The sequence below is a fragment of the Bradyrhizobium aeschynomenes genome (assembly GCF_013178945.1).
Classification (GTDB): Bacteria; Pseudomonadota; Alphaproteobacteria; order Rhizobiales; family Xanthobacteraceae; genus Bradyrhizobium; species Bradyrhizobium aeschynomenes.
Map to the genome: position 1 here is coordinate 38,610 of NZ_JABFDM010000001.1, position 22,578 is coordinate 61,187.

21 protein-coding genes and 1 pseudogene are annotated in these 22,578 nt (G+C 66.7%); 8 read left to right on the forward strand and 14 right to left on the reverse strand.

All coding sequences use genetic code 11. From position 1 onward, the window contains the following. Positions 1–81 precede the first annotated feature (81 nt). Positions 82–1,092, reverse strand: coding sequence for a zinc-dependent alcohol dehydrogenase family protein (locus HL666_RS00165; RefSeq protein WP_172180145.1), 1,011 nt, complete (start codon positions 1,090–1,092; stop codon positions 82–84). Positions 1,093–1,178: 86 nt separating this feature from the next. On the opposite strand from HL666_RS00165, the gene HL666_RS00170 reads away from it, so the two are divergent. Both HL666_RS00170 and HL666_RS34045 read left to right on the forward strand, forming a co-directional pair. Continuing rightward, on the forward strand, positions 1,179–1,526 hold the full coding sequence (locus tag HL666_RS00170) for a MerR family transcriptional regulator (protein WP_172179278.1): 348 nt from the start codon (positions 1,179–1,181) through the stop codon (positions 1,524–1,526). Positions 1,527–1,564: 38 nt separating this feature from the next. After that, positions 1,565–1,774, forward strand: coding sequence for a glutathione S-transferase N-terminal domain-containing protein (locus tag HL666_RS34045; protein WP_246741418.1), 210 nt, complete (start codon positions 1,565–1,567; stop codon positions 1,772–1,774). Positions 1,775–2,214: 440 nt separating this feature from the next. Here HL666_RS34045 and HL666_RS00180 read toward each other — a convergent pair whose 3' ends face one another. The 11 genes and pseudogenes from HL666_RS00180 to HL666_RS00230 form a co-directional block, all read right to left on the reverse strand. Then, positions 2,215–3,378: a TAXI family TRAP transporter solute-binding subunit gene (locus HL666_RS00180; RefSeq protein ID WP_172114591.1), complete on the reverse strand. Its 1,164-nt coding sequence runs from the start codon at positions 3,376–3,378 to the stop codon at positions 2,215–2,217. 288 nt (positions 3,379–3,666) lie between these two features. Continuing rightward, a complete protein-coding gene (locus HL666_RS00185; RefSeq protein WP_172179280.1) occupies positions 3,667–5,895 on the reverse strand; it encodes a tetratricopeptide repeat protein in 2,229 nt (742 codons plus the stop codon). Between the two features lie 774 nt (positions 5,896–6,669). Further along, positions 6,670–6,957, reverse strand: a pseudogene (locus HL666_RS34475) (type II toxin-antitoxin system HicB family antitoxin); the annotation flags it as partial. A gap of 92 nt (positions 6,958–7,049) precedes the next feature. Beyond that, positions 7,050–7,835 carry a hypothetical protein gene (locus HL666_RS00195; RefSeq protein ID WP_172179284.1) on the reverse strand — a complete coding sequence of 262 codons (786 nt, stop codon included), beginning with the start codon at positions 7,833–7,835 and terminating at the stop codon, positions 7,050–7,052. A 109-nt stretch (positions 7,836–7,944) separates the two neighbouring features. Beyond that, positions 7,945–8,238 (reverse strand): DUF1330 domain-containing protein, encoded by a 294-nt coding sequence (locus HL666_RS00200; protein ID WP_172114597.1) that lies wholly within the window; start codon positions 8,236–8,238, stop codon positions 7,945–7,947. A 268-nt stretch (positions 8,239–8,506) separates the two neighbouring features. Beyond that, positions 8,507–8,803 (reverse strand): copper-binding protein, encoded by a 297-nt coding sequence (locus tag HL666_RS00205; RefSeq protein ID WP_172179286.1) that lies wholly within the window; start codon positions 8,801–8,803, stop codon positions 8,507–8,509. A 163-nt stretch (positions 8,804–8,966) separates the two neighbouring features. Beyond that, positions 8,967–9,428, reverse strand: a complete 462-nt coding sequence (locus HL666_RS00210; RefSeq protein ID WP_172179288.1) for a cupredoxin domain-containing protein — start codon at positions 9,426–9,428, stop codon at positions 8,967–8,969. A 29-nt stretch (positions 9,429–9,457) separates the two neighbouring features. After that, positions 9,458–10,792, reverse strand: a complete 1,335-nt coding sequence (locus HL666_RS00215; RefSeq protein WP_172179290.1) for a multicopper oxidase family protein — start codon at positions 10,790–10,792, stop codon at positions 9,458–9,460. Positions 10,793–10,805: 13 nt separating this feature from the next. Next, positions 10,806–12,221: a TolC family protein gene (locus tag HL666_RS00220; RefSeq protein ID WP_172179292.1), complete on the reverse strand. Its 1,416-nt coding sequence runs from the start codon at positions 12,219–12,221 to the stop codon at positions 10,806–10,808. Positions 12,222–12,230: 9 nt separating this feature from the next. After that, positions 12,231–12,512, reverse strand: a complete 282-nt coding sequence (locus HL666_RS00225; RefSeq protein ID WP_172114607.1) for a hypothetical protein — start codon at positions 12,510–12,512, stop codon at positions 12,231–12,233. A 75-nt stretch (positions 12,513–12,587) separates the two neighbouring features. Further along, positions 12,588–13,019 carry a hypothetical protein gene (locus HL666_RS00230; protein ID WP_246740063.1) on the reverse strand — a complete coding sequence of 144 codons (432 nt, stop codon included), beginning with the start codon at positions 13,017–13,019 and terminating at the stop codon, positions 12,588–12,590. Between the two features lie 589 nt (positions 13,020–13,608). On the opposite strand from HL666_RS00230, the gene HL666_RS00235 reads away from it, so the two are divergent. Both HL666_RS00235 and HL666_RS00240 read left to right on the forward strand, forming a co-directional pair. After that, positions 13,609–14,847 (forward strand): MFS transporter, encoded by a 1,239-nt coding sequence (locus HL666_RS00235; protein ID WP_172114611.1) that lies wholly within the window; start codon positions 13,609–13,611, stop codon positions 14,845–14,847. Positions 14,848–15,154: 307 nt separating this feature from the next. Further along, positions 15,155–16,477, forward strand: coding sequence for a TAXI family TRAP transporter solute-binding subunit (locus HL666_RS00240; RefSeq protein WP_246741419.1), 1,323 nt, complete (start codon positions 15,155–15,157; stop codon positions 16,475–16,477). A gap of 27 nt (positions 16,478–16,504) precedes the next feature. On the opposite strand, the gene HL666_RS00245 is transcribed toward HL666_RS00240, so the two are convergent. Continuing rightward, positions 16,505–16,909, reverse strand: a complete 405-nt coding sequence (locus tag HL666_RS00245) for a DUF4864 domain-containing protein (RefSeq protein ID WP_172134495.1) — start codon at positions 16,907–16,909, stop codon at positions 16,505–16,507. A 129-nt stretch (positions 16,910–17,038) separates the two neighbouring features. On the opposite strand from HL666_RS00245, the gene kynU reads away from it, so the two are divergent. The 4 genes from kynU (at position 17,039) to HL666_RS00265 (ending at position 21,692) form a co-directional block, all read left to right on the forward strand. After that, positions 17,039–18,232 (forward strand): kynureninase, encoded by a 1,194-nt coding sequence (kynU, locus tag HL666_RS00250; RefSeq protein ID WP_172179294.1) that lies wholly within the window; start codon positions 17,039–17,041, stop codon positions 18,230–18,232. After that, entirely contained in the window at positions 18,229–19,068 is an 840-nt protein-coding gene (kynA, locus tag HL666_RS00255; protein WP_172179296.1) for a tryptophan 2,3-dioxygenase, read from the forward strand. Before kynU ends, kynA begins: the two co-directional genes overlap by 4 nt. Before the next feature lie 36 nt (positions 19,069–19,104). Then, positions 19,105–19,929 carry a hormone-sensitive lipase gene (locus HL666_RS00260; protein WP_172179298.1) on the forward strand — a complete coding sequence of 275 codons (825 nt, stop codon included), beginning with the start codon at positions 19,105–19,107 and terminating at the stop codon, positions 19,927–19,929. A gap of 251 nt (positions 19,930–20,180) precedes the next feature. Then, positions 20,181–21,692, forward strand: a complete 1,512-nt coding sequence (locus tag HL666_RS00265) for an amidase (protein WP_172179300.1) — start codon at positions 20,181–20,183, stop codon at positions 21,690–21,692. A 41-nt stretch (positions 21,693–21,733) separates the two neighbouring features. On the opposite strand, the gene HL666_RS00270 is transcribed toward HL666_RS00265, so the two are convergent. Then, positions 21,734–22,483, reverse strand: a complete 750-nt coding sequence (locus HL666_RS00270; protein ID WP_172179302.1) for a haloacid dehalogenase type II — start codon at positions 22,481–22,483, stop codon at positions 21,734–21,736. Positions 22,484–22,578 lie beyond the last annotated feature (95 nt).

Here is a 22,578-nt window from a genome sequence, read left to right on the forward strand (position 1 = left end):
TTCATCGACCCGTCGCCGCACGGCACGACGGTAACGCTGCCCCCAGCTCGGCGCGGCGCTCCCGTCGATCCGCCCATGGCCCTACAGCCTCACGACAATCTTGCCAAAATGCGATCCGGACCGGAGATGGACATACGCCTCGGGAGCGTCGTCGAAGTCGTAGACGCGATCGACGATCGGATGGATCGCGTGTTCGCCCAGGAAGCGGTTCATGGCTGTGAAATGCTCGACCGAGCCCACCGTGACGCCGATGATGTCTGCGTTCTCCCATTGCAGGCGGGCGAGGTCGGGCTTTGGGCCGAACCCCGTCAAGACGCCGATCTGAACGATCTTGCCGCTCGATGCGACCGAGCGCAGCGAGCGGTCGTAGGTGCCGGGTCCGCCGAGCTCGAGGACATGGCTGGCGCCTGCGCCGTCCGTCGCTTTCATCACGGCGACGTCCCAATCGGGCGTGTCGCGGTAGTTGATCAGGATCGAGGCGCCGAGCGCCTTCGCGCGGGCGAGCTTTTCATCCGAGGACGAGATGACGATGGCGCGGGCGCCCAGCGCGGCGGCGAACTGAAGGCCGAACAGCGCGACGCCGCCGGTGCCCTGGACCAGCAGCGTGGCGTCCTTGCCCATTCCGCCACGGGTGACGAGGCCGTGCCAGGCCGTCACGGCGGCACAGGGCAGGGTCGCGGCTTCGATCGACGTCAGGTGCTCCGGCACAGAGACCAGCGCCGTCGCCGGGAGCACCACATACTCCGCCAGCATGCCATCCATCGCGCTGCTGCCGAGGGCTGACGGAACATAGCTCGACTTGAACGGCCCGGAGATCCAATCGCGAAAGTACGAGGCGGCAACGCGGTCGCCCGCCCGCCATTGGACGACATCGGCGCCGACGGCATCGACGATGCCTGCGCCATCGCAGAGCGGAACGCGGCCGTCGAACCCGCCTTGGCCCGCTCGATCAAAAATCAGGAGGTCGCGGTAGTTGAGGCTTGCCGCCTCGACCCGAATACGAACCTCACCGCTGGCGGGTTCGGGTTTGATGAGGTCGGTGCGCACGAGGCGCGCTGCACCTGCGTGCCCGTTCAAATGATAGGCTTTCATCGTTGCTCCCGGCACAAGGGGGACTCCACTTGGGCGAGCACGATCTGTAAGGTCTGACAGCACTGTCAGGGTCAAGGGGTTTACGGATGAAGATCGGCGAACTCTCCCGAAGGACGGGGGTCAGCATAAGGATGCTGCGCTACTACGAGGGCGAAGGCTTGCTTGCGCCGCAACGAACGTCCTCCGGTTATCGCGACTACGGTCCCGCGGACGAGGAAGCCGTACGCCGGATCAAGGTGCTTGGCTCCGCAGGGATGACGCTGGAGACGATCAAGCAGTTGCTCCCGTGCGTACGGAACAACCGTCCAGATTTCAGACCTTGCGACAATCTACGAAGAATACTGGCGCAGCAGGTCGGCCTCATCGATCAACGCATCGAGGCCCTCAGCCAGAGCCGGACGATTCTCGCAGGCTTCATATCGAGCGTGAACTGATTGCCGGCTATCGAAAGGCGGACCGGGGCGACCGGTCGATGGCGTCGACCTTCGCTGGCCTGCCCCGAAGGATCCCCATCAAGCTCTATTCGTTCTGGCGGTCGCTGGCGAGCTTTCGGGTGCGGATCGCGCTCAACCTGAAAGGCGTCGCCTACGAGCAGGTCGCGGTCGATGTCGACCGGCAGCAGCAACGCGACGAGAGGTATGCCGCGCTCAATCCGCAGATGGCGCTGACGGGACGGTGCTGACGCAGTCGCTGGCGATCCTCGATTATCTCGACGAGGCCCGCATCACCAGGGAGCAGCGCCGCGGGCCAAGGAGCGCGCGCGGGTGAGGGCGCTGGCGGCGATGATCGCCTGCGATGCGCACCCGCTGACCACGCCGCAGGTGCAGCGCTATCTCACCGAGGTGCTGCATGTCGACGCCCCGGCGCGCACGGCCTGGCTCAGGCACTGGGCGACGGAGATGCTGGTCGCGGTCGAGGCCCAGCTCGCCGGCCATGCCGCGACCGGCCGGTTTTGCCACGGGCGATGCGCCGATGAGGCCGACATCTGCCTCGCCGGCCACGTCGTAGCGCGTCTTCGAAGCCGGGATGGCGCTGCCCGCGTTTGTCGCGGCCCATCCGCTGGCGCAGCCGGATGCGCCGCAGGCGCTGCGACGCAAGCCCGTCGTGACGTAGCCACGCCCGCTATCGCGGCGGCTGATCGCCCTCGCGCTTCATCCAGCCCTGGAACTGCTCGAACAGCGCCTTGGCTTCGGCGTCGCTGAGGCGGCGGCCGCCGGTCGTGGCTCTCGCACTCATCCACTGCTCGAACTGCTGCTTGGTCGCGCTGGCGTCGGTCTCGGGCGCGCGCGTGCTGACCAGCAGCTCCTCCGCCGCGCGGAAGCGGGTCCAGCCGGGCAGCGACGAGGCGAGGTTGATCTCGTTCCATTTCGGGTGGAACGGCGGCTGCTTGAACTGGTCGAAGCGCTTGAACAGATACTCCACGAAGCGCGAGACGCGGCGGTAGCGCTCGGTCTCCGGCGACCAGTTGTAGACCGCCAGCACCTGCGGCACGCCGATCGTCTCGACCGTCTCGCCGGGCTTGAGCAGATTGGGGTAGTCCTGCGACGTCAGCTTGGTCGGCACATAATAGTCCTGCAGGCTGCGCGCGAACGGGACCGGGAGGAAGTGGAAGCCGGGTTCGGGCTTGAACTTGGCGAACAGGTCGGTCGGCTTGCCGGTGACGTGCACGACGCCGGCGATCTCGCCGGTGCGCATCTTCTCCAGCGCCACCGAATTGTTGATGAACACCTTCTCGGCGCCGATCTTGAGCCGGTCGAAGACGATGCCGCCGGTGAGGTTGGCGGCGCTGCCGACCGTGTTGAACGAGACCTTCTTGCCCTGGAGATCCTCGAGCGTCCTGATCTCGGGGCGGACGTAGACATGCATCTCGTTGATGTAGAACGAGCAGATGTAGCGGATGCGGTTCTTGATGTTGGCGAGCGTGCCGTTGCGCACGAACTCGTCGAGCACGTCGGCCGATGTGATGGTGACGTCGACGCCGCGCAGATAGAGCAGGTCCTCGATATTGCCGAGCGCGCCGTAGGTGACCATCGGCAGCACGCGCAGGTTCGGCCGGTCGTCGAGCACCTTGGCCATCTCGGCGGCGAAGCGGATGTTGGTGCCTTCGAGCAGGCCGCCGGCGACGCCGACGGTCCACTCGTTGGATTCCTGCAGCTTGCCGCCTTCGCCGGCGGCGGCCGCCGTTGCCGATCTCGGCGCCCGCGCGGTCTGGGCCTCGGCCGGCAGGAGCGATCCCAGCACACTCAATCCTGTCGCAACGACGCAACTCAACAACGCGACCCGCATGCCCCAATTCCTCCGTGGCCGGCGGCCCAGCGATGGTGAGGCCGGCAATTTTTTTCGCGCGCATTATCGTCTTGCTCGACGAGCGCGGTCTACTACTCGCCGGTTGGTAGTAGCAGCGCCGCTGCGGAGACGGCGTGTCGCCACCAAAAAGCCATATCCTTGATTTCGCCCTACCCGTGGCGGCGCAAGCGGGATCGCGGCGTGGCCGTGCCGCGCAAGGCCGAAATGGCACAGCCGGAACTCTTGCAGCCGCTGGTTGCAGAGGTCCGTGGCAGCTGCCGTGATGGATCAGCGGCCCGTGCTCTCCTTCGCGCAATAGGCCTGCCAGAATTGCCGATAGCCGGCCTCGACGCAGCGCGTGTAGTTGGCGACGTCGCCGGCGGGCGAGTGCGCGACCTTGTGCGGCAGCTCGGCGCGCAGCTTCGCCAGCAGCTCGGGTTGTGCCGCGAAGGTTTTGGCGATCCGGATATAGCCGTCATCGTCATCGGCGACCCAATCGGCGAGCCCCGCTGCGGTCAGGATGCCCCCTGCCGCGCGCGAGGCCGCGCCGGCGCCGAGCTTGGCGACGACGGGAACGCCCATGTACAGCGATTCGAAGGTCGAGATGCCGCCGTTCTGCGGGAACGGATCGAGCGAGATGTCGATGCGCTCGTAGGAGCGCAGATGCTCGCTGCGCTCGCTGGCCCCGAGGCAGATCAGGCGCGCTTCCGGGACACCCTGCGTGACGAAGCGGCCGATCAGCCCGTCGCGCACCAGGGGATCGTTGAGCGCGAGATGCTTGATCACGAGCGTGGCGTCCGGCACCTCGCCGAGCAGCCGCGCCCACAGCGCGATCGCCGCGTCGGAGATCTTGTCGATGCGGTTGTAGACGCCGAAGCTGACATGGCCGTTCTGCAGCATCGGCAGCGGCGACGGCGCGATGTCGAGCAGCGGATCGATCGTGATCACCGACGGCAGATCGTGGACGTGCTCGGCAAACAGCGGCCGGACGTTCTCGGGCACCGTCACCGGGTCGGCGAAGAAGTAGTCCATCGTGGCAAGGCCGGTGCCGGTGCCGCTGCCCCAGGCCGTGACCTGGATCGGCGCCGGCTTGCGCGCGAACACCGGCATCCGGGTGCCCGTGGTGTAGCCGGAGAGATCGACCAGGATGTCGACGCCGTCCGCCTGGATGCGGTCGGCCAGCTCGTCGTCCGAAAGGTTCGAGGCCTCGACCCAGACGTCGGCGATGGCCTGGAATTTCGCCGTGAAGTCGTCGTGCCGCGGCGACGCCGAATAGCAGTTGACCTGCACCTGCGTCTTGTCGTGCCCACGCAGCACCGGCAGGAAGGCGAAGGCGGCCGAGTGCGTGCGGAAGTCGGCCGAGACGTAGCCGACGACGATGCGCCTGTTCGGATCGAGCGTGCGCGGCGCAAGCTTGCGGCGCGGGAATTTCGAGCCGACCGCCATCCACCAATACTGTCGCGCCATCTGCTGGACCGCGAAGTCGGCGCCGGGCAGGAAGTCGAGGTAGAAGATCTTCTTGGTGATCGCCTCGTCATAGTCCGGCTGCACCGCGAGCGCCTGGTCGAACTGGGCGATGGCGCCGGCGACGTCGCCGAGCCGGCCGCGGCAGGCGCCGAGCAGGGTGAGCGCGACCTGCGCCTTCGGATTGGTGTCGAGCACGCGCTTGCAGGCGGCCATCGCCTGCGCGACGTTGCCGTTGAGGATGCAGATCTGCGCCTTGCCCTGCCATCCCAGTTGCAGATTGGGATCGAGCGTCACGGCGGCGTCGAAATCGGCTTCGGCTTCCGCCGTGCGTCCGGAGATCATGTAGAGCCGGCCGCGATGCGCCCGCAGCTCGGCATGGGACGGGCGTGCGGCCAGCGCCGCATTGAAGGTCGCTTCCGCCAGCTCAAAATGGTGCAGCTCGAGATGCGCGAGGCCCTTGTTGACCGTGGCCTCGAAATGGGTCGGGTTGAAGGCCAGCGCGCGCTCGGCGCTGGCGGCAGCGGCGTCCCAGCGCCGCAGCATCAACTCGGCGACGCTGCGATTGCACCAGGCATCGACGTCATCGGGCTTGAGCTCGAGGGCGCGCGTCGCGGCCGCGAGCGAGGCCTCGCCCTGGCCGAGCCGCAGCAGCGTGATCGCGAGGTTGCGCAGGGTGATCGGCGCATTCGGCCGCAGCGCCAGCGAGCGCTCCAGCGCGGCGCGCGCCTCCTCGTAGCGCTCGCAATTGACCAGCGCCCAGCCGAGATTGGACTGCGCGTCGGCGGAATTCGGCTCTATTGCCACGGCCTGCGCCAGGAAGGCGGTGGCCTCGGCGAAGCGCGCCGATGACACCAGCGACACGCCGAGCAGATGCATGGCATCGAAGCAGCCGGGGACCTCCTGTAGCAGCTTCGCACACAGCGCCTGCGTCTCCGCCTGGCGTCCGGCCTGAAAGGCCTTGAAGGCCGCGGCCAACTGCGTCTCGACGAGCTTCTTCTGCTTCTTTTCCTGCCGCGCCTTCTGAAAGGCGCGCGAACCGACGGTGCTCAAGGACTTGGGTCTCCGGACAGACAGGACGGCATGGCGTCGGACGCCGCAGCGACGCGCTGCGGCCGGCAACCGGGCCGCCGCCATGCCCGGCGGCAGCAAAGCCCAGGATGTCCTGTGGTCGTCCGGTCGCCGGCCACGCGCAGCGCGACGCGGCAAAGCTTGCCCGCGGCATGGTTAGCAAATGGTTAACGGCGGCGGCCGGAGCGCCGCCGGGCTCTTGTCGTGACGGGGGGTGCCGAGCGCGCGTCTGCATCGATCGCCTTTCTGTGTCGACGGACGACGACTTGCCTTCCCGCGGCGCATGGCGCCCGGGCTGTGCATCAGGTCCGCCCTCGAATCACGGGAGGGCGCAGGGAAGGCCGGGCGCTGGCCGCGCCCGTGGCCCGCCTGCGAAAAGAATGCAGGCGGCAGGTACCACAGGTCTGGCCGAACACGCCCGGCCTTCCCTGCGCAACGGTTGGAACGGCTTATACGTGGTCTCCCTGGTGCACCGGGCTTGTTGGCCACCATGCGCGACAATGCGCTTGCGCGCGCTCGCCGCGGGACACCAGCGTCGGGGTGTCAGGACCGCACGATTTCGCCGTGCGCAACGAACCGTTCGTCCGCGCGGCACGAAGCCACGCTACGAGTCGCTGCGCCCATCGCATCCCACCTCCCACGTCTCGTGACGGTCGCGACACGCCCCTCCGGCGGAAGCAGGACGGGAGAGAGATATACAGGATTTCCGAAAAAATGAAAGAGTAATCTGATTTGTCGAATCGTTTTTCTCAATACCAGCGCGTCTTCCGGCAGTGTCACGTTGACACGGACCGCTTTCGGCTGATCGACCGTTGCGGCAATGAGAACGGCAACGCCGGGGCGGTTGTCGACATCGGCCATGATCCACTCCAGCGATGATGGCCCGGGAATGGCCTTGCCGTCCGCGATGACGCCTTCGATGTGCAGAGCCAGGGCCTCCTCGGCCATGATGCGCGCATCATCCAGGCTGGTGGCCGCGGTCACGACGCCCGGAAGATCGGGAAAGGACATGCCAAAATGGCTGTCGGCGTCCTTGTGAATCATACCGATGTAGGGCCGCGTCAGGGTCGCCTCAGATTCAGTAAGGACTGTTTCTCGATCTAGACTAGAGCAGCTTTTTTAACTCGTCTCGTCTTTCAGCGGCTGCCTGGTGCTCCGCTCGCGGAGGCCGGGGTCTGTTGTGACGTCGTTGGCGGGGCCACTGCCGCCGCCGCTCCCATGCTGATCTCGCCATTCGGACGCCTGAGCTGCCAGCCCTGCGCCGTGCGCGTCAGGTCCGTCGGCACTTCCTTGCCGATTTCACCCGAGGCCTGCAGCCGAATGCGCGTGTCGCCGATCCAGGTGTCTACCTGGTACTGCTCGAGCCCCTCCGGCTTGTAGCTCCATTCCAGTTTCGGGTTTTCGCCGGTGGCAAACATCCCGATCCGATAGTCGATGCCGCAATTGCCGTCGTCTCGCGGATCGATGGTGACGAAGCGCTTGCCGTTTGGCGCCAGGAAAGGCCCGCTGCCGATGTTGGTCTCGACGCCGGTGCGGCGGTTGACCAGCATCACGTAAGGGCACTCATAAGGCGTCACCAACAGCATGTAATGCCGGTCGCCGAGGCGGCCGATCAGCCGGTAGCTGATGCAGCTGGCCTCCGGCCCTTCCGGCTCGCACTCCTTCGCGTCGGTGATGACCTTGGTCTTGCCGTTGGCGAGGCCCAGCGTCAGCTTGCGTCCGTCACGCCTGACCGAACCCGCCATCTCCTTGAGGCAGGCGCTTTCCTCGGGCGATCCATCGTGGATCTCGAGCGGCTGACAGAGTGTGCGCAGGTCATAAAAGCCGGCGCCTGCCCAGGCCGGGCGCGGCGTCAGCGCGGCTGCGAAGGCGCAGCCGCTCAGCGTGAGCACCGCTGCGCGGTGGAATGGTGTGAATTGCATCTGAGATCTTCGGTCGATGTGCAGGTTGCTCTCGCCCAGCCGGAGCTGAGACATCCGTTGCACGTGCCTTCATGTGGATCAAGCGCCGCGCGGAGCAGGCTGATCGCGTTCACTCCGCGCACCCGTCGACCAGCACCAGGCGGCTCGTCGTGGCGCGGTGCCGGATTGCGAACAGGTCCTGGATGGTGGGATCGGCGAGGAAGTCCGTCGCGTTGCGGCGCGATGGAAATTCCAGGATCACCAACCGCTCCGGCATCCAGTCGCCTTCCACCGGCGTGGGCACCGCGCCCTGGACGATGTAGCGGCCGCCGTGCTTCGCGATGAAGGCAGGGATCCGTTCGATGTAGACTTTGAAGGATGCGAAGTCGTGAACGGCGAGATCGAGGACGAGATAGGCCTTCATGACGTGCTCCGCGCAGGGCGCTGCGATCCTACAGTCAAACTCGAAATGCAAACATGTCCGGCCGCCGGTTCACGGACCCATTCGTCCGTACGTCATTCCTTAGCCAAGAGTGGTCGTTGTTGGGGCAGATCCGCGTGGCTTGATATTCGGCCTCTCGCTGACCGGTGCAGGCATGGATTCTCCGATGCGCAATTGCGCATCGGAGCTCGCGCTGCCGCGCGCCCCGGAATGACGGCGGGGAGAGAAGCGCGGCTCGCGGCGTGCCCTGCTACTTGCCCTTCTCGATCTTCGTCACCGTGTAGCCCGACGAATCTTCCTGCGCCTCGAACTTCACTTTGTCGCCGGGCTTGAGGCCCTTGAGCAAGGCGGCGTCCTTGACGCGGTAGACCATGGTCATCGCCTCGTCCATGCCCAGGCTCTTGGCCGGGCCGTGGTGCAGCGTGATCTTGGCATTGGCCTCGTCGACCTTCTTGACGTCGCCGCTGATCGCGTCGGCGGCGATCACGGGAGTCACGAGAGCAAGAACGAGCGCGGCAGCGGTCGTGAGCGGATGGGGCATTCTCATGGTGTGTCTCCTTGTGATGGAATCGTATGAGCGCGTAGCCCGGATGAGCGAGGCGACATCCGGGTTCTCGCACGCGATCGAGGCGAACCCGGATATCGCTTCCGCCTTCGCCTTCCAGGCTTCGGCGGACAAGTCGCTCATCCCGGCTACGTTCACTCCGTAGTTACTTGACGCTGACATGTCCGGTCATGCCGAACTCGCGGTGGTCGGGGATCAGGCAGGAATATTCGAAAATGCCTCGTTTGCTGAACCGCCACAGCAGCTCGGTGGTCTTGCCGGGCGCGAGCCGCGTGCCGTTGGGCTCGTCGTGCTCCATGTGCGGATGCTTCTTCATCACGGCGGCGTGCTTCAGGTTCTCCTTCTTGGTGGCGAGCAGGAATTCGTGGTCCTCCTTCCCGGTGTTGCGCAGCACGAAGCGGATCTGCTCGCCGCGCTTGACGTCGATGCGCGCGGGCGTGAACTCCATCTCGCTGAGCAGCACCTCGATGGTGCGTGACGGCTGCTTGGGATCGCCGGGCTCGCCGGCGGAATAGCCGTGCGGCCCAGGTTGCTCGTGGCCCCGCGCCGCCGCGATGACGATCAGAGCGGCAGCCAGGGCGGCGCTCATCGCAAATCCAGTCTTCATCGACATCTCCTGATCATCGTCGTCATCCGTCAGCGTCGCGTGCGGCTTGGCGTCGTCGCGCTCTCGCTCCGGCGGACCGGTTCCGGTGCGCTCGCGACCTCGTAGGCGACCGTGCCTTGCGGAAACCGGTAAGGGCCGGGATCGCGGTAGTCGTCGCGGGCGAGGCCCTCGCGCACCTTCACGGTCGTGAACATGCCACCCATCTCGATCGGCCCGAACTGGCCGCTGCCGGTCATCATCGGCAGCGTGTTGTCCGGCGCGGGCATCTCCATGTTGCCCATCGCCATGCCGGTGTGGCCCATCACCATGCCGTCGGGCGCGAGCTTGCCCACGGCGGCCGCCAGCTCCTTGCGCGACACGCCGATCAGGTTGCGCATGTCGTGGCCCATCGCATTCATCGTGTGGTGCGACTTGTGGCAGTGGAACGCCCAGTCGCCGGGATTGTCGGCGATGAAGTCGAGCACGCGCACCGCGCCGACCGGCACGTCGGTGGTGGTCTCCGGGAATTGCGCGGCTTCAGGAAGCCAGCCGCCGTCGGTGCCGGTCACCTTGAACTTGTGGCCGTGCAGATGGATCGGATGGTTGGTCATGGTGAGATTGCCGATGCGGATGCGCACCTTGTCGCCAAGCCGGACCGGCAGCGGATCGATGCCGGGGAACACGCGGGCGTTCCAGGTCCACATGTTGAAGTCGGTCATCTCGTTGACCTTGGGCAGATAGCCGCCGGGTTCGATGCGATAGGTCGACATCACGAACACGAAGTCACGGTCGACCGGTGGCGGCGTCCGGTCGCGCGGATGGACAACGATCATGCCCATCATGCCCATGGCCATCTGCACCATCTCGTCGGCGTGCGGGTGATACATGAAGGTCCCTGCGTGCTTCATCTCGAACTCGTAGACGAAGGTCTTGCCGGGCTTGATGTGCGGCTGCGTCAGGCCGCCGACGCCGTCCATGCCGCAGGGCAGGATCACGCCGTGCCAGTGCACGGTGGTGTATTCCGGCAGTCTGTTGGTGACGAAGATCCGGAGCTTATCGCCTTCAACGGCCTCGATGGTCGGTCCAGGCGACTGGCCGTTGTAGCCCCAGAGATGCGTCGTCATGCCCGGCGCGAACTCGCGCGTGACAGGCTCGGCGACGAGATGGAATTCCTTCCAGTCGCCGTTTATGCGGAACGGCAGCGACCAGCCGTTGAGCGTCACCACCGGCTGATAGTCCGGGCCGGCGGAGGGACGCAGCGGCGGCTGCATCACGGCCTTGTCCATGGTGGCGGCTTCCGGAATTGCGGCGGCCTGGGCGCGACCGGACACCGCGGAGGCGCCGGCCAGCGCCGCGGAGCCGAGCAAGGTTCGGCGTGACAACATCCGTGCTCTCCTGTCAGTGATCACCGGGCGCCACAGCGCTCGCGGTCTGTTGTGCGGTGGTCTCGGCCGCTGCCCCGCCGCCGCCGTTGACGGCGGCCGACAGCTCGGCCTCGGCAAGGAAGAAGTCTCTGACCGCATCGATCGCGGCGCGCCGCGAGGCGAGGCGCTGCCGCGCCTCCAGCAGCAGCGCGAAGATGTCGACCTGCATGCTCGAATAGCGCAGCTGCATCTCCTCGCTGATGATCTGGCGCAGCGGCAGCACCTCGCGGGCGTAGTGGCCGGCGATGTCATAGGCGGCGCGATAGCTGCGATAGGCGTCGCGCGCCTCGGAGCGCACCGTGACGGCGCGCTCGGTGAGGCGGTTGAAGGCGATGTTGTAGGTTTCCGCCGCCTGCCGCACCCGCACCTCGCCGCCGTCGAAGATCGGGATCTGGAATTGCAGATCGTAGCCACGCTCGCGAATGACGCGGCCGTCGGGCTCTCCCGTCTTGCGTTCGAGGCCGGCAAGGTCGAGCAGCGTCACGAAGCGCGTCGCTTCACTGAGCTGCAGCGAGGTCGCGAGCGCCGTGAGATCGAGCCGCGCGATCTGCAGGTCGATGCGATGCGCCACCGCGTCGCGCTCGACGAACGGCTCGGTCAGCGGCCGGCGCGGCAGCGCGGGCAGCTTGCCGGGCAGGCGGAAGTCGAGGTCGTCGCCCCACAACCCCATCAGCCGGATCAGACGCTCGCGCGCGCTGCCCGCGGCGCGGCGGGCGGTCGCGAGCTCGGCCGTGGTCTCCGCGTAGAACACCTGCTCGCGCGCCTGGTCGAGCCGGTTGAGTGCACCGGTCTCGCCGAGCTTGGCGGCGAGCTTGGCGGTGGCTTCCGCGGCGGATTGCGCCTCGACCAGCAGTGCCACCAGCTCGTTGGCGGCGACGACGCGCACATGCGCGCGGCGGACCTCCGCGGCGAGCCGCAGCGTCGCCAGCGCTGCCCGCAGCTGCGCCTGATGGAAGCGCTCGCGCGCGATCTCCGAGCGCAGCGGAAGGGTCGCGAGCGCCAGGATGTCGCCGGCGACCTGGCGCTCGGCCTCGAACGCACCGTCGCCGCTGATCCGCATCAACGAGAACGTCGGGTTGGGCGGCAGGCTGGCCTCGACGGCATCGGCCTCGCTCAGCGCCAGCTGATGGAAGGCGGCCTGAAGGCCCTTGTTGTTGAACAGCGCGACCTGCACGGCGGCATCGGCCGACAGCGGCCGCGCCAGCAGTTTTCGCGTGGCGTCGCGCATCCGTGCGGCGTCGTCGTCGGTTCTGATTGAGGCGACCTCCTTGGCCGTGGTGCGCCCGGTGATGTCGGCGACGACGCTCATGCCGCCGTCGGGCGAGAACGAGGCGCAGCCGGCGAGCGCGGTCGCGGCCACCAATGGCGCAAGTCTTCCGATCCCCTGCATCGCGCGCTCCTAGCGGCTCGGTTCGGAGCGCGGGGCGCTGGACCGGCCCCAACCCGTGGGGGCGGCGGGCCGCAGCGAGGTGTAGGGCGCGATCACGGCCGAGGTCCGCACCGGCGCCACGCGCGCTGAGGGATCGGCGGGGTCGGCCCCCGACAGCGCCACCATGCGCGGCTGGCAGGCGGCGAGCGCCGTCGCGGCGACCAGTGTCGCGGCGATCGAGAGACATGAGAATGGCAGGCTGCGCCGCGCCGGACGTGCGGCTGCGGGCGTCGCCTTGAGGTGCGACAACATGATGTGTCCTTCGGTCTGTCGATGACTCGCAAGCGGCCGCGCGCGCGAGGCGCGACGAGCCGGCGTCGTTCGCTCTCAGGCCAGGACGATGGGGGGGCGGTACAGCAGCGGCGGCGTGCGTCCGGGCAGGCCGGCTTCGCCGCTGGCCTCGCTGGCGGTGGTGACCGGCGAGGGCAGGGTGACCGCCGGCAAGGTGGAAGTGAGGCCGACCGCGCACATCATCGCGCAGCAGGGGCCGGGCAGCTTGCCGTGGTCGTGGTGCGCCGGGAAGGGAGCCGGGTCAGGCTGCGTCTGCAGACCGGCATCCGCGACCCGGTCATCATGGTGATGATGCGCATGTGCCGCATGTCTCTGCGGCATCATCGCGCCGTCGCTGCTCTCATGAGGCGCGGCGTGATGATGCGAGACCCGGACAGCAACGAAGGCTTCGTCGAGACAGGGCGCAGCGCCATGGGCGAAGGCCAGCGTGACACCCGGGCTGAGCACGCAGACGAGGTAGGCGAGCAAGAGCAACCGCCCCGCCACCATCAGCATGTTCCGAGTAAGCCCCAACGACATTCGCGCGCAAATCGCTCCGTTCGGGGTGCAGTGTAGCGCAGGCGGCGCTGGACCGCAAAGAGGGGAGGGCACCTGATCCGCTCTTCATATTGCTGGCGCCGCTTTGGCCACAATTCGCGCCACTTGCCCGTTTTGGTACGCTGGCGCCGAGCGCTCGGTGTACCTCGCCCCGCCAGGGCGAAGCGCAGCTTCGCTAAGGCGGGGAGAGGTCGGATTGCATCGTCAGATGCAATCCGGGTGAGGGGGCTCTCCGCGCGGTCGGTGCCCGCGTGTGTGCCCAACTCACACTTCCCGTGTGGCTGCCCCTCACCCCAACCCTCTCCCCGTAAGAACCGGGAGAGGGAGCGCACCGCGCGTGACGCGCTAGCTTGCCCACATTCAAGACGATTGCTCCCTCATCACCTCGTGCGGAACGGCAGTTCGCAAATGCGCGCACACGCGCACCTCAAGGCCCCGTTTGTTGCGCTGCTTCTGCATGGGCCAACCTGCAGCAATGTGGCTTGACCCCGCGGCATGCGGCGACGAAGTTGCGGCCATCGTGCACGGACCCCAGACAAGATTCGAGGAAGCGCCTCACTTCACACCGGACTCGCGCCAGGCCTGGGCGCGGCTGGCGCTCGCGCTCGTCATTGGTTCCATCGGCGGCGCCGGCATGTGGACCGTCGTTGTCGTTCTGCCGACGGTGCAGGCCGAATATGCCGCGAGCCGCGGCGCGGTCTCGCTGGCCTATACGCTGACGATGTTCGGCTTCGGCCTCGGCGGCGTGATCGTCGGCCGCATCACCGACCGCTTCGGCATTGTCACCGCGATGGCGCTGAGCATCGCCACCACCGCCGCGGCCTATCTGCTCGCCGGCGCCTCGGTGACCTTGTGGCAGTTCCAGGCGGTGTATTTCCTGATCGGGCTCGGCTCGTCCGTGACCTTCGCGCCGCTGATGGCCGAGGCCTCGCATTGGTTCGAGCGCTATCGCGGCCTGGCCGTCACCATCGTCGCCTCCGGCAATTACGTCGCCGGCACGGTGTGGCCGCCGCTGGTGAATTATGGCGTGCAGCAGATCGGCTGGCGCGCCACCCATGTCGCGCTCGGCATCTTCTGCGCGGTGACGATGTCAGCGCTGCTGCTGGTGCTGCGCGCCCGCATGGGCGGCGCTGGCGCGCATGACCACAGCCAGGCTGCGCCGCCTCAATTGACCTTGCCGATCTCCACCAATGCGCTGACCGTGCTGCTCAGCGTCGCAGCGATCGCCTGCTGCGTGGCGATGGCGATGCCGCAGGTGCATATCGTCGCCTATTGCGGCGATCTCGGCTATGGCGTCGCCGTCGGCGCGCAGATGCTGTCCTTGATGATGGCGCTCGGCATCGTCAGCCGGATCGGCTCGGGCTTCCTCGCCGACCGCGTCGGCGGCATGCGCACCCTGCTGATCGGCTCGCTGGCGCAGGGCTTCGCGCTGCTGTTCTACCTGTTCTTCGACGGCCTGACCTCGCTCTACCTGATTTCCGGCATGTTCGGCCTGTTCCAGGGCGGCATCGTGCCGAGCTACGCGATCATCGTGCGCGAGGCGATGCCGGCGCGCGAGGCCGCCACTCGGGTCGGCATCGTCATCTTCGCCTCGGTGTTCGGCATGTCGTTCGGCGGCTGGGTCTCGGGCGTGATCTTCGACGCCACCGGCTCCTATGCGGCGGCCTTCGCCAACGGCATTGCCTGGAATGGCCTCAACCTCGCGATCGTGGTCACACTGCTGATCCTGGCACGAAGGCAACACCGGCTGGCAGCCTGATCTGACCGGCGTTGCGCTTCGGCCACAGTCGGACCCGGATCGCCGGGTTATATGCACCTCGTCATACAAAATCCTGCCGGGCGCCGCAAAACCATCGAATCCGATCACGCAACTATGATCTCGATCGAAGCCGATCGGGACCATTTGGCCCGCGTGCTTCGCATCGCGAAGTGAATTTGTCGCGAGGTCTCAGCCGAGGCCGCGGTCGCCCGTCGCATGCCCAGAGCAAGGCAGCGTCGAGGTGAAAGCTCCGGACCGGTCGAGATCGCTGCGGCGGCATCGCGATGGTGCAGGAGGCCGTTGCGCTATGTCCATCGTTTCACGTGCTGCTTCGCTTCCATTGCTCGCCGCGCTCGCAGTCGGGCTGATGATGGGCCATGCCTCGGGGCAGGCGTGGCCCCAGCTGCAATCCCAGCCACAGCCGCCACCACAGCGCCCGGCGGCGACCCGCTCCGTCATCGTGCCGGTCTCGCCCGCTCCCGCCCGGCCCAACGCCGCGGCCGCTGTGCCGGCGCCGCCCCGTCCCGCCGGACTGCCGGCGTCGCTGTCGCCGGCTCCCGGCAGCGGGCCCGATGTGTGGCGTCTGCCCAACCCGACCGATGTCAACGACGGCACCGTCACCATCATCACCGCACCGGCCGGCGGCGCGACCTCGGTATTCGGCTCGGACATGGCGCGCGTGCTCGACGACCACACCAATGTCCGCGTGCTGCCCGTGCTCGGCAAGGGGCCGGTGCGCAATGTCTCCGACATCCTGTTCCTGAAGAGCATCGACATGGGCGCGGTCGCCGCCGACGTGCCCGAATTCTATCGCCTGCAATACGGCATCCCGGACATCACCTCGCAGCTGCGCTACATCGCGCGGCTGTATCACAACGAGATCCACGTCATCGCGCGTTCCTCGATCCGCTCGATCTTCGATCTCAACGGCAAGCGCATCATCGCGCCGACCGATGTGGGGTTCTATTCCGCGCGCGTGATCTTCAACCGGCTCGGCATGACGGCCTCGTTCGACTACGCGACCGACGATGCGAAATCGATCCAGAAGCTGATCGACGGCGAAGCCGATGCCTACATCGTCTCGACCGGCAAGGTGTTCCAGCTGGCCCGCAACATCCGGAACGAGAACCGCGCGCTGCACCTGGTGACGATTCCCTATGACCGCCGGTTGCAGGATCTCTATTTGCCGACGACGCTGGCGTCGGAGGAATATCCGAACCTGCTCAATCCCGGCGAGACGATCGAGACGGTGGCGATCGGCATGCTGCTCGTCAGCTACAACTGGCCCGAGAATACCGAGCGCTACCGCAAGGTGGCGCGCTTCGTCGAGGCGTTCTTCGCCAACTTCGACGAGTTCATGAAGCCGCCGCGCCATCCGAAATGGCGGGAGTCGAGCATCGTCGCCACGATTCCCGGCTGGAAGCGCTTCAAGGCCGCCGACGACTGGCTGGTCGCGCGCAACATGACGCCGCGGCCGCAGGTCGCCGACGTCCAGCAGCAGCAGTTCGAAACCTTCGTGCGCCAGAGCGGCGGACAATTGTCGAGCGACCCGGCCGAGCGCAGCGCATTGTTCCGGCAATTCCTGCAATGGCGCCAGCAGCATGGCGGCCCACCGACGCCGACGCGCTGAAGGCACCCATCGCATTCAGATCCGCAGTCAGACCGATTGGCCGGTCTTCAACAGTGAGCAGCCGGTGATCTTGAGGCTGCCGTCGGGCTGGTTCTGCAAGGTGTAGAGCGCTTCCCAGGCCTCGCCATTGGCATCGACGATGTGGACGCGCTGCGCGATGGTGCCATCCTCCGCTTGCGAAGCTCCGAATTCGAAGCTGCGGTGCCGGTAGACCGGCGCATAGCCCTCGCGCACCATCGCCATGAAGATCTCGATGCTGGGAAACAGCGCCTGGATCTCGGGGGCGGCCTGCGCATAGGCCGTGGCCCCGTCGTCGCGGGCCAGCGCCTGCTCCTGCGCACGAATGACGCTCTGGGCGGCGGTGACGTCGTTGCCGGCGAAAGCCGGCGTCCCCAGCAGGCAGAGACAGACAAGCCAGGCTGAAACGCGCATCGCTCTTGCTCCGTGACCGCGGTCGTGACAGAGGCAGATCAGGCGAGCGGCACGGCCCGTCGGTCGATCTGGTCTCTCTCTCTCTCGGCCCGAATCATGCATTCAGGATGGCGAACAGAGCAAGGCAGCATGGCGGATTTTTCTCAGACACGATCGCTCTTCAAAATTCCTGACGGCGTCATCTATCTCGACGGCAACTCGCTGGGGGCGCTGCCCCTGGCGGTGCCCGCGCGCGTCACCGGCATGATCGAGGCGGAGTGGGGGCATGAGCTCATCCGCGGCTGGAACAGCGCCGGGTGGATGGTGCAGCCGCGCCGGGTCGGCGACCGCATCGCGCGGCTGATCGGGGCCGCGCCCGGCACGGTCGTGATGGGCGATACGCTGTCGATCAAGGTGTATCAGGCGCTCGCCGCGGCGCTGTCGCTCAATCCCGGCCGCCGCGTGATCCTGTCCGACAGCGGCAACTTCCCGTCCGACCTCTATATGGCGCAGGGCCTGGTCCGCATGCTCGGCGACCGCGCCACGCTGAAGGTGGTCGAGCCCGAGGCGGTCGAGGCCGCGATCGACGACAGCGTCGCCGTGCTGATGCTGACCGAGGTGGACTACCGCACCGGCCGCATGCACGACATGAAGGCGCTGACGAAGAAAGCGCACGACGCCGGTGCGCTCGCGGTCTGGGACCTCGCGCATTCCGCCGGCGCCGTGCCCGTCGATCTTGCCGGCGCGGACGCGGACTTCGCGGTCGGCTGCACCTACAAATATCTCAATGGCGGGCCCGGCGCGCCGGCCTTCATCTATGTCGCGCCCCGCCATGCCGATGTCGCGCCGCCGGTGCTGTCGGGCTGGATGGGGCACGAGGCGCCGTTCGCCTTCGATCTCGATTATCGCCCCGGCGGCGGCATCGAGCGGATGCGCATCGGCACGCCGCCGATCATCGCGCTCGCCGCGCTGGATGCGGCGCTCGATGCCTGGGACGGCGTTTCGATGCAGGAGGTGCGCAAGGCCTCGATCGCGCTCTCCGAGCTGTTCATCGCGGAGGTCGAGAAACGCTGCCCCTCGCTGACCCTGGCGTCACCGCGCGATGCGTCGCGCCGCGGCAGCCAGGTCTCGTTCCGCCATCCCGACGGCTATGCCATCATGCGCGCGCTGATCGCGCGCGGCGTGATCGGCGACTTCCGCGCGCCGGACGCGCTGCGCTTCGGCTTCACGCCGCTCTACATCGGCGAAGCCGAGGTGCGCGGCGCCGTCGACATCCTCGAAGAGGTGCTCGCCAACAGGCTGTGGGACAAGCCCGAATATCGCCAGAAGGAGCTCGTGACGTGAGCAGCGGCCCTTACGATCCCGCCACCGAAGGTGCGCGGATGAACTTCAAGGGACGGATGTCCTATGGCGACTATCTGATGCTGGATCGCCTGCTCGATGCGCAGGCGCCGCTGTCGTCGGCGCATGACGAGTTGCTGTTCATCATCCAGCACCAGACCTCCGAACTATGGATGAAGCTCGCCATCCACGAGATCAAGGCGGCGATGGGCGCGATCGCCAACGACGACGTGCAGCCCGCGTTCAAGATGCTGGCGCGGGTGTCACGCATCTTCGAGCAGCTCAACGGCGCCTGGGACGTGCTGCGCACGATGACGCCGAGCGAGTACACGCTGTTCCGTGACAAGCTCGGCGAGTCCTCCGGCTTTCAGTCGTTCCAGTACCGCTCGATCGAATTCCTGCTCGGCAACCGCAATCTCGCGATGCTGCGTCCGCATGCGCATCACCCTGAGCTGACGGCGGAGCTCGAGGCGATCCTGGCCAGGCCGAGCCTCTATGACGAGGCGTTGCGCCTGCTGGCTCGGCGCGGCTTCTTCATCGGCGCCGATGGTCAGCGCGCCGACTGGCGCGGCACGCGACCTGAGAGCCCGGAAGTCGCGGCGGCCTGGACCAGCGTCTATCGCGATCCGCAGCGACATTGGGAGCTATATGAGCTCGCCGAGAAGCTGGTCGATTTCGAGGATTATTTCCGCCGCTGGCGCTTCAACCACGTCACCACGGTGGAGCGCATTATCGGCTTCAAGACCGGCACCGGCGGCACGTCAGGCGTCAACTACCTGCGCAAGATGCTGGAGATCGTACTGTTTCCCGAGCTCTGGAAGCTTCGCACCGGGCTGTGAGCCCGCGGGCTCTGATCATTCGATGAGGAGATCTTCATGCTCTACGCCGTCAAGGACTGGGATAACGCCTATGCCAACGGTCCGAACATCCCCGGCGGCGAGCGCTGGCCCGGTCTGTGGGTCCCGCCGGCAGAAGCGTACCGTGCCGACATGGCGGGGCAGGGCCGTGCCAAGCTCGACATCGCCTATGGTGCACACGACCGTCAGCGGCTCGATTTGTTTCTCCCTGAGGGCACGCCGAAGGGCCTCGTCGTGTTCGTGCATGGCGGCTACTGGATGCGGCTCGACAAGAGCTTCTGGTCGCATCTGGCGCAAGGCGCCATTGCGCGCGGTCATGCGGTGGCGATGCCGTCCTATCGGCTGTGTCCCGAGGTCGGGATTGCCGACATCTCGACCGATGTCGCGCAGGCGATCGCAAAGGCGATGGACGAAGTTGACGGCCCGGTGGCGCTGACCGGCCATTCCGCCGGCGGGCATCTCGTCAGCCGCATGATCTGCCGTGGCGCGCCGCTGCCCGCGGACCGGCAGGCCCGCATCGGCAGCGTGGTGTCGATCTCCGGCCTGCACGATCTGCGCCCGCTGCAGCGGACCGCGATGAACGACACGCTGCACATCGATGACGCCACGGCCTTGAAGGAAAGTCCGGCGCTGCTCGCACCGGTTGCCGGCGCCCGTGTCACCGCCTGGGTCGGCGGCGCCGAGCGCAACGAATTCCGCCGCCAGGCGCAGCTGCTCGCGAATATCTGGACGGGACTCGGCGCATCAACGGCCTATGTCGAGGCGCAGGACCGGCACCATTTCGACGTGATCGATGATCTGGCGGACGCGGACAGCGCGTTGATGGCGACGCTGGTCGGATAGGATCCTTGCGGCAGGCTTCGCGATCGCAGACCTCGGCGGAGCACAGATGTCGAGGTCGATTCGGTGTGAGCGCCGCCAGGCGATACCGACATCACGTTCGCTGAACACAATCGTCAAAACCAATGACGGCTATCGACATAACTCATTATGGAACGCCGCGGCGGCTCGCTAATCTCTCCGCGAATTGAGTGCTGATACGTCCACTTGCGTTGTCGCAGGTGGGCGGCTCGCACCTTGATCGAGAGGCATCGATGCCCGTCCGACGTCCCAGTGCTACCGAGCTGCAGCAGGCCGCGCGCGAGATCGGTCTCGATCTCGGGGACGCCGATGCGGCGTCGTTTCTTGCGTTGATGCAGGGCCAACTCGACGCTTACGACGTCGTCGACGGCATGGTCGCGCCGCTGCCCGAGGTCAGATATCCGAGATCCTCTGGCGTGCGCCCGTCTCCGGCGGAGAACCCGTTCGGCGCCTGGGCCGTGACCGCGCACATCAGGGGTGCCGCAGAGGGCAAGCTGAAGGGCAAGCGCGTTGCCATCAAGGACAATGTGTGCGTCGCGGGTCTCCCGATGATGAATGGCGCCACCATCCTCGAAGACTATGTCCCGGAGATCGATGCGACCATCGTCACGCGGCTTCTGGACGCCGGAGCCGAGATTCTGGGCAAGGCGGTCTGCGAATATTACTGCGCATCCGGCGGCAGTCATACCTCCGCCAATGGCGTCGTCGAGAACCCGGTCATGCCCGGCTATAACGCCGGCGGATCGTCATCGGGATCCACCGCTCTGGTCATGGCCGACATCGTCGACATGGCCACCGGAGGCGATCAGGGCGGCTCGATCCGCATTCCCGCGTCCTATTGTGGCGCTGTCGGTCTCAAGCCGACACACGGCCTCGTGCCCTATACGGGCATCTTCGCCGTCGAGCTGACGGTGGATCACGCCGGACCGATCACCCGCACGGTGGCCGACAACGCATTGATGCTCGAGGTGATGGCAGGGCCGGACGGGCTCGATCCGCGACAGCGCGGGGCCCTCGGGCAGCCCTATACGCAAGCGCTGTCGCAGGGTGTCGCGGGTCTGCGGGTCGGCGTGGTGCCCGAAGGGTTCGCCACAGCGGGCGCCGAGACGGAGGTCGATGATCGCGTGCGCGAGGCAGCCGGTCGCCTCGCCGCGCGAGGGGCCGACATTCGCGAGACATCCGTACCGCTTCATGCGGCCGGCGCCGCGATCTGGACCCCGATCTTTCTCGAAGGCGCCACCGACCTGATGATGCGCGGTAACGCCTATGGCACCAACATGAAGGGCGTGTTCCTGGAGAGTCTGCTCGATGCCCATGCACGCTGGCGGGATCGGGCCGGCGAGCTGTCGGACACGCTGAAGCTCGGTATCTTGACCGGCCACTACATGTCATCGCGCAACCGCGGCCGCTACTACGGCAAGGCGCAGAACCTCAACCGCCTGCTCACGGCGGACTATGATCGCGCCCTCAGTCAAGCCGATGTGCTGCTGATGCCGACGACGCCGATGGCAACGACGCGGCTGCCCTCGGCCGGGGCGTCGCGAGAGGAGATCATCGGCCGCGCCTTCGAAATGGTGGGCAACACGGCGCCGACCTGCCTCACCGGCCATCCCGCCATCTCCATCCCGGTCGGCAAGACGTCGGATGGCCGGCCGATCGGCGCGATGTTGATCGCGCGTCACCTCGACGAGATGACGCTGTACCGGGCTGCGGCGGCGCTCGAGGCGTGCTATCGACAAGAATGACGCTGCTGATAGCAGAGTGCTGTCCGGGCTCGGCGGAGGAGCTACGCGCTTGCGATGGGGGGCAGCAGACCGGCAAGATCGCACAGGCCCTGGATTCGATGGTCGGGGGCTGGTCCAAGCTCGTCCATCTGCATCCGCAACGCCTTGAACATCGTCAGCGGCGCCACGAGGCGGCTGCTCTCGCAAGCCGCGGCCATCGCCTCGGGCGTCACCCGCTCGATCCACGCCACGTTCAGCCCCGCCGCCTTTGCGCCGATCGCGTCCCAGGGGTTCGAGCTCACGAACAGGACTTGACTGGGCGCGGCGCTGAGCTCCGTTTCGATCAGAGAATAGGCCTCGGGACTTGGCTTGAACGTCTTTCGGCAATCGACGCTGATGGTCTTGTCGAGAAGGCGATCGAGTCCGGTATTCCTGACCAGCGCGGTCAACATCGCCGGGGCGCCGTTGGAGAGGATCGCGAGCTTGCGTCCCTGGAGATCCGTCAAGGCCGGCAGCGCATCGGGATAGAGGTCGAGGTGGACGTATTTGTCCATGATCTGTTCGAGCAGCGCGTCTTCGTAGCGAAGTCCGAGGATGCGGAGCGTGTAGATCAGGGATTGGCGGGTCACGACCTCGAAATCCTCGTAGCGCCGCATCAGCGAGCGGAGCCAGGTGTATTCGAGCTGCTTCATGCGCCAGATCTGCGTGATCATGTCGCCATGGCCCGGGAAGGCCTGGTCGGTGACCGACGCCACCGATTGAATGTCGTAGAGGGTGCCGTAAGCGTCGAACACGACGGTATTGATCGCCACGGGAAGGTCCTTGTGTCGGAGCGGATGGGGCGGCCGGGTTTGGCGAGCGGCGTCCTGCGGTGACGCGACTCCTGGCACCGGCTGCCGCAAGTCTG

What these genes read in the sequence shown, in the direction of transcription:
- HL666_RS00225 (WP_172114607.1), bottom strand. Translation starts at nt 12,512, where the DNA reads ATGTTGTCGCACCTCAAGGCGACGCCCGCAGCCGCACGTCCGGCGCGG.
- HL666_RS00200 (WP_172114597.1), bottom strand. Translation starts at nt 8,238, where the DNA reads ATGAAGGCCTATCTCGTCCTCGATCTCGCCGTTCACGACTTCGCATCC.
- HL666_RS00170 (WP_172179278.1), top strand. Translation starts at nt 1,179, where the DNA reads ATGAAGATCGGCGAACTCTCCCGAAGGACGGGGGTCAGCATAAGGATG.
- HL666_RS00265 (WP_172179300.1), top strand. Translation starts at nt 20,181, where the DNA reads ATGCCCGTCCGACGTCCCAGTGCTACCGAGCTGCAGCAGGCCGCGCGC.
- HL666_RS00205 (WP_172179286.1), bottom strand. Translation starts at nt 8,803, where the DNA reads ATGAGAATGCCCCATCCGCTCACGACCGCTGCCGCGCTCGTTCTTGCT.
- HL666_RS00165 (WP_172180145.1), bottom strand. Translation starts at nt 1,092, where the DNA reads ATGAAAGCCTATCATTTGAACGGGCACGCAGGTGCAGCGCGCCTCGTG.
- HL666_RS00195 (WP_172179284.1), bottom strand. Translation starts at nt 7,835, where the DNA reads ATGCAATTCACACCATTCCACCGCGCAGCGGTGCTCACGCTGAGCGGC.
- HL666_RS00210 (WP_172179288.1), bottom strand. Translation starts at nt 9,428, where the DNA reads ATGAAGACTGGATTTGCGATGAGCGCCGCCCTGGCTGCCGCTCTGATC.
- HL666_RS00180 (WP_172114591.1), bottom strand. Translation starts at nt 3,378, where the DNA reads ATGCGGGTCGCGTTGTTGAGTTGCGTCGTTGCGACAGGATTGAGTGTG.
- HL666_RS34045 (WP_246741418.1), top strand. Translation starts at nt 1,565, where the DNA reads ATGGCGTCGACCTTCGCTGGCCTGCCCCGAAGGATCCCCATCAAGCTC.
- HL666_RS00215 (WP_172179290.1), bottom strand. Translation starts at nt 10,792, where the DNA reads ATGTTGTCACGCCGAACCTTGCTCGGCTCCGCGGCGCTGGCCGGCGCC.
- HL666_RS00245 (WP_172134495.1), bottom strand. Translation starts at nt 16,909, where the DNA reads ATGCGCGTTTCAGCCTGGCTTGTCTGTCTCTGCCTGCTGGGGACGCCG.
- HL666_RS00240 (WP_246741419.1), top strand. Translation starts at nt 15,155, where the DNA reads ATGTCCATCGTTTCACGTGCTGCTTCGCTTCCATTGCTCGCCGCGCTC.
- HL666_RS00220 (WP_172179292.1), bottom strand. Translation starts at nt 12,221, where the DNA reads ATGCAGGGGATCGGAAGACTTGCGCCATTGGTGGCCGCGACCGCGCTC.
- kynU (WP_172179294.1), top strand. Translation starts at nt 17,039, where the DNA reads ATGGCGGATTTTTCTCAGACACGATCGCTCTTCAAAATTCCTGACGGC.
- HL666_RS00260 (WP_172179298.1), top strand. Translation starts at nt 19,105, where the DNA reads ATGCTCTACGCCGTCAAGGACTGGGATAACGCCTATGCCAACGGTCCG.